Here is a 6121-nt window from a genome sequence, read left to right as displayed (position 1 = left end):
ACTTATATTTAACTCACCTTGAATATATCGATCGCTCCTGCTAGTGGTCTGCGATCAATTATTCAGCAAACCCTATGTAGGGTGGATCTGAAGCACTTTACCGCTAGAAGTTGGGTAGGGGCTGGTTTATAAATACCTAGTATGTGAATTGTAGATAGGGTGAACTCGCCCGTACAGAATTTTAAGAATTGGCTAGGGGCAGCACTAAACGAGCCACAATTAAATTGTTTTCTAACATTTCTATAGAAAAGTTTCCCCCCATTAAGCGTACCGCTCGCTGACAAATTAAGAGATTTTGGACGATCGACCTATTGGAACTAGAAACCGCTAATATATCGGGTTCGGAATCGCCGTTGAAGGCTGCAATGAAGTGTTGATCGCACGCGCCGCTATCGATCACAGACAATTCTAACAAATCTTCCCCCAACAACTCAGAGCGAATCTCAATCTTGGCGCCAACAGCAGAGCGCCTGCAAGCCGTCGCCAGCAATTCGCACAGGATCAAATCCAGCTTGATGCTGTCCCCGCGAACGCTCAAACTCTGACCCGCAGGCATCGACACAGCAGTTTCTCTGTGCACTTCCAGCAAGACTTGCGACTGTTTGACCAGGGGGGCCGTTCGATCGAGCGATCGCCTCAGCCAAGCGCTCACAGGCACCGCATCTTGTCCGAATTGCAGCCGCCACTGTTCCTGTTTCAGCAGCAAATGAGTTGACCCCACAGCATTGCTAATGTGTCGCAAAACCTGTTGGTAGCGCAAAACTTTCAGAGCATCCTTTTGTTCCTTCGCCGACTGCAAAATCGACTGACTCAACTCCCCCAACTCCTTCACCCCCGCTCCCACAGTGCGGTAAAAGTCCTCAAAACGGCGCTGTTTGTACCAGTTGAGCAACTCCATATCCAATCGCTGCGACTCCTGGATCGATTGCACCGCCAAATACCTGCGCCACCAAGCCAACTGAGACGCCATCGAGCTGAGTAAACTCACCGACAACTCCGACCACTGGCGGCCCGGAGCGTCTGCAGCCACCACAATGCCCGCCAGAGCGTGTTCTGGGGCCGTCCGCAGTGCCACCGTCAGAATCTCGCCAATTCCCGGACTGCGGAGCCACCGCTTCGTCGCCAGTTGCAGTTGGCTCGTGCTCTGTTGCAGCACCCCGCTAGCAGCCAGGGTTTGTTGGATCAAAACATCTGTTTTGACAGGAATCACCGCCTCGGGATTGAGGGCAAATACGGGATTGGCAGCTAGCGCCGTCGCAATTGAACCTTCCTCCTCACCGGGATTCCAAGTAATTACGGCTACTAAAGGACAGGAAAGTGTCTCGGAAACGTGTTGAGCAAAGTTACGATCGAGCTTTTGTAGAGGCAACTCTGGGAACATCGTCGGTGAAGCAGCAGATATCTCTTGCTCAGATTGCTCATCAGGAGAATGGTGCAAAACCGCCAAACCCGATTTGAGCGAGCGCTCAAATTGCTGATATTTGTCGATTGCCGAACTCTGCTGCCACGAGTGCAGGATCAATCCTAGCTGTTGGCCCACTAGCCCAACTAATTCTTGCTCAGATCGCCTCCAAGTGCGAGTTGCACTGTGCCCGACAACCAGCAAACCCTCGATCGATTTTCGATTGGCGATTTTCGATTTTAGATTGGGGTTTTCTCCCTCTTTCTTTTTCCCCCTCGTGGTCGATGCCAAAAGCGATCGCACCCCAGCTTCCCCCAACACATCCCGCCAAGCGCTCAACCGCCCGTCTTCCTCCCAATTTTCAATAGCCACAGGTTCGCTTTCTTGCAACAGCCCCACGTCAGCCACATCGAGGGCGTTGAGTGGCGACGGCACTGACCTGCGGTTGCGGGGCAGATTTTGGCAGACAATTTCAAAGCGATTTTGTTCTTCGCCGTACAGCAGCAGCAAAAAGTATTCGCATTTGAGTCGCTCGCACAACTGTTCGGCGGTATTTTTCAAAGTCGCCTCCCAGTCAGCGTCGCTGTAGATGGCGTGAGCTATTCCGGCAGTTAAATCTCGATCGATCTCAATTTGCTGAATTTTCTCCTCCATTTCCGACACAGGAGCCGTCAGAGCCACTAACTGCGCCACTCCCCGCAGATAATGCTTTTCATTGTCTTGCCAAATCCGGGGTTCGCTGGCTTCGACTGCCAAAAATCCCAACAATTCCCCTTCTGAAACAATCGGCGCAGCCAACAGAGAGCGAGCGCGGATTTGCTGCATCAACCGCCCCGTCAGCTCAGTTTTCAGAGAACTTTGAGATTCACCGATCCAAACCATTTCTTCCCTGCCCAAAGCCTGATAAAATTCGCCCAAGTCTTGAACGGTGATGCCCGAAGCCGCTCGGCTCGGCCCGCCCAAACCCGGAGCAACTTCGCGGTTGCTGACTCGGCGCCAAAAATATCGCCGCTCTCGCTCGAACCAATAAACATTGGTGCGTGTCGGCTCGATAAATTCATGAGTTTGTTCGACCACCGCTTGCAAGTATTGGTCGAGCGTTCGCAGTTCCCCCAACTGCGAAATAAGCGCTAAAAGAGACTCATCTGGGTGTTTAACTTGTTGTCGCTGCCAGTCTTTTTCTATTTGGTAAAGAGCAGTTGCCAGCGCTCCAAATACGATCGCCAACTGCGTTTTTTCCCCGGACTTTGGCGACGCTCCCCACACGTCTGTGCCGAGTAAAATCACGCCGTAGCAGCGGTCTTTATAGCGGAGCGGAAACAGAGTCGTGCCTTGAATATTGAAAGTTTGAGCTGCTTTGCGCCATTCTCCGGCTCTACTTTCCGATCGCAAATCCGGGACTCCCACCGGCCGGAGCTGAATCACCACTTGTTCCAGCAAATCCCCTGGGCTGAGGGCAAACCGCTGTTTGAGAAAAGACTGGTCGCCGTTAGGAGTTATGCCGCCTTTCCCGAACAATCTGTGGGCCTGTCGATCGTACAACCCGATCCAAATCAACCCCCAGTCAAATTCCGTTTGCAAGTAACCGAGAGTGGTTGAAAGTAGCACTTCCACATTCTCCTCTTCTCGGAGAGTCTGGAGAACGCGCTCTAGGGTCGCGATTTGTTCGTCTAAATCCTTTGGTCTTTGCTGCTGCCCCATTTCCAAGCTTCCCCGCACCTTGTCTAATTTAAAATTACTAACTTAAAAATTCAAAAAAATAAAATGCAAAAGAGTCAACTTATAATATAATCGTCTCACTTATGCCTCAATCTCAAACATTGGATACAGTCGATCGAAGTTGAAGTAAAAACTTCGCCTTCGCTGGCTGCTCGTGAATATTTTTATTTTCCTTCTCATTTCTAATTTGTAAATTGCCCCAGTACAAATCATTGGATATTTATCAATCAAGTGTACGCCCGCTGTTGTTTTCCGTATTGAAAACCGATGCCGAGTGGCTGCACAACCGCACTCTCCAAGTTCTCGAACTCGCAGCCAGAACCCAGTCAAACCCCGCAACCAGCCAAATGCTCTCTCGATTGCAGAAATCTTTGGGAGTCCAAGATTCTCGCCTCGAACAATCTTTGTGGGGACTGAGCTTTAACAATCCTGTCGGCTTAGCTGCGGGATTTGATAAAAACGGCGTAGCTGCTGACATTTGGGCAAATTTTGGCTTTGGCTTTGCCGAACTGGGAACTGTCACTTGTCAGCCGCAGCCGGGAAACCCTCAACCTCGCTTGTTTCGCTTGACTCAGGACAGTGCAGCCCTCAACCGCATGGGATTTAACAATCAAGGAGCTGCGGCAATGGCAGGCCGGTTTCAGGCAGCACAGAAACAGTCAAAATTCGATGCCCAGCGCCCCATGCCTCAGTCTCGGTTCCCCTTGGGCATCAATCTCGGTAAATCTAAGGTAACACCGTTAGAGCAGGCAGCAGCCGACTATTTGGAGAGTTTTAAGCTGCTGAAAGATTGGGGCGACTATTTTGTAGTGAACGTTTCTTCTCCGAATACGCCTGGGTTGCGATCGCTCCAAGATGCTGCTGGACTAAGCACAATTTTGGAAATTTTGCAACAAGAAAATCAGGGAACCAAGCCAATTTTAGTCAAGATTGCGCCGGATTTGGAACCAGAGGCGATCGTCTCAATCCTTGACTTAGCAAAAACCTACCAACTAGCAGGAATTATCGCCACAAATACCACCATCCGCCGCGACGGATTGAAAACACAAATATTGCGAGAAACAGGCAAACCAATCGCCGAAGAAGCCGGGGGAATTAGCGGGCTTCCAGTGCGGGAGCGATCGACAGAAGTAATCCGATTTATCTGGCAATATACAAAAGGCGAATTGCCGATAGTTGGAGTGGGCGGCATTTTCACCGCCGAAGATGCTTGGGAAAAAATAGCCGCGGGTGCGAGTTTAATTCAAGTTTACACCGGTTGGGTTTACGAAGGGCCTTGGATGGTGCGTCGAATTCTCCAAGGTTTACTGCAAAAGTTGGAAGAAAAAGGATTTAATTCGATTTCTGAGGCAGTAGGTTCGGAAAATATTAAGTAGCCGATCCGGACACAACAATATTGTGTCTTTGGGGCAGATTTATAGCAACCGCTAAAACGGTTGATATAAATAAAAGTTTGATATGGGGAATTGGGCGAAGCCCAGGGATGAGGCATGGAGTCCCATCCGATTGGGAAAAGGGCAAGCCTGTACTATAAAAAGCACAGGCGAGAGATTAGGAATTGGATATTAAAACTTAAAGATTCATGGCACTCTGGCAGAATACCAGTCTTGATTACCAATAACCAATAATATCAATTCCGGTAACACTCCTTATGATGGGGAGTGGTTGGTGGGGAGTGGGGGAATGTGGAATTGTGCAACCTTGACTTGATCATTCCCATCCAACCGGAAACGATATAACCCATAGCCCAAAAATTTACTTAGGTTTAGAAAGTCCTGCCAGCGACCAAGTTAGACTCACCATCATTAAGCGTGCTAGAGCCTTCAAACCATCTTCACCGTGATTTTCAAATGCTTGAGACTCGGTTTGAGAATTATCATTTTCTGACAAGTCTTGAGTGGCTGCTGGTTTTTTAAACTCCCCTTTGTCACAAGATACCTCAAGACTGACTTGTGACTGATGATTTTCTTTTTCTCTCATTTTATGAGTCACCTCCTTGAGTTATTGCATACATAACCCATACTACAAATATAAATTGTTTGTTTCCGGCATTTGGCTATCGAAGTTTTCTTACATGGCGATCGTAATCAGCAACTGACGTGATACCCATCACTTAATTGTTATTTTTACTTACTAGCGATGTTTTCACAAATCTGCTACAGTTAATACTTAACAATCAATTTGACGCTCAGTAACATCAAATTGAAACTAAGCCTGGGAAAAATCAGAACAAACTAAGAAAAGAAAGGTGTAGAGCTGATGGGAATTTATCTCGATACTGCAATTGTAGCCGAAGCAAAAGAGGCGAGCAAGTTCGGCTGGCTTTCGGGAATTACTACTAATCCAACCCTCCTGGGAAAAAGCGATTTAGCTCCCGATGTGACGCTCACACAACTGGCAAAACTTATTCCGGGGGAAGTGTATTATCAGCTAACTGCATCTGATTTTGATGGCATGGTGGCAGAAGGAAAAGCGGCTTTTGAATTAATTGGACAGCAAACAGTGTTGAAAGTTCCAGCAACGGCGGCTGGTTTTCAAGCAGTAACGCATTTGTCACCGGAAATTCCTTGCGCGGTGACAGCTATTTACAGCGCATCACAAGCAGTTGTCTCCGCAGAAGCGGGGGCCAAATATGCGATCGCCTACGTGAATCGCGCCACCAGATTGTTAGGAGACGGTTTTGCCTTAGTGCGGGATATGGCAAATGTGTTGCACAGAAGTAATACTGAGATTTTGGCAGCTAGCATTAAATCGCCGGACGAAGCGGTAAAAACTTTGTTAGCTGGCGCACATCATTTGACATTGCCTTTTGACGTGTTGCAGGCGATCGCAGTTCATGAATTATCGCAGCAAACTGTGGATGAATTTGCGAAAAACGGGCGAGGAATTTTTGGATAATACCAAATTTATGTGAAAATTGAAAATTACGAATTGGTAATGGGTAATTGCTCTGGATTTTGAATAATGTCAAATCCGGTACCATCGGAATTATTCATCCCT

At 48.2% G+C, this 6121-nt stretch carries 4 protein-coding genes; 2 read left to right on the top strand and 2 right to left on the bottom strand.

From position 1 onward, the window contains the following. Positions 1-181: 181 nt before the first annotated feature. Complete coding sequence (locus QUA10_RS25335; RefSeq protein ID WP_333085238.1) at positions 182-3103, bottom strand: GAF domain-containing protein; 2922 nt, start codon at positions 3101-3103, stop codon at positions 182-184. Positions 3104-3333: 230 nt separating this feature from the next. On the opposite strand from QUA10_RS25335, the gene QUA10_RS25330 reads away from it, so the two are divergent. Beyond that, positions 3334-4497 carry a quinone-dependent dihydroorotate dehydrogenase gene (locus QUA10_RS25330; RefSeq protein WP_333085240.1) on the top strand — a complete coding sequence of 388 codons (1164 nt, stop codon included), beginning with the start codon at positions 3334-3336 and terminating at the stop codon, positions 4495-4497. A gap of 379 nt (positions 4498-4876) precedes the next feature. Here QUA10_RS25330 and QUA10_RS25325 read toward each other — a convergent pair whose 3' ends face one another. Beyond that, entirely contained in the window at positions 4877-5101 is a 225-nt protein-coding gene (locus QUA10_RS25325) for a hypothetical protein (RefSeq protein WP_333085241.1), read from the bottom strand. Between the two features lie 279 nt (positions 5102-5380). On the opposite strand from QUA10_RS25325, the gene QUA10_RS25320 reads away from it, so the two are divergent. Then, positions 5381-6019: a transaldolase family protein gene (locus tag QUA10_RS25320; protein WP_333085242.1), complete on the top strand. Its 639-nt coding sequence runs from the start codon at positions 5381-5383 to the stop codon at positions 6017-6019. The last annotated feature ends 102 nt before the right edge of the window (positions 6020-6121 follow it).

It is taken from the genome of Microcoleus sp. Pol8_D6, from assembly GCF_036700965.1.
Lineage (GTDB): Bacteria > Cyanobacteriota > Cyanobacteriia > Cyanobacteriales > Microcoleaceae > Microcoleus.
Note: the sequence above shows the minus strand (reverse complement) of the source record. Positions and strands in the feature narration are given on the sequence as shown.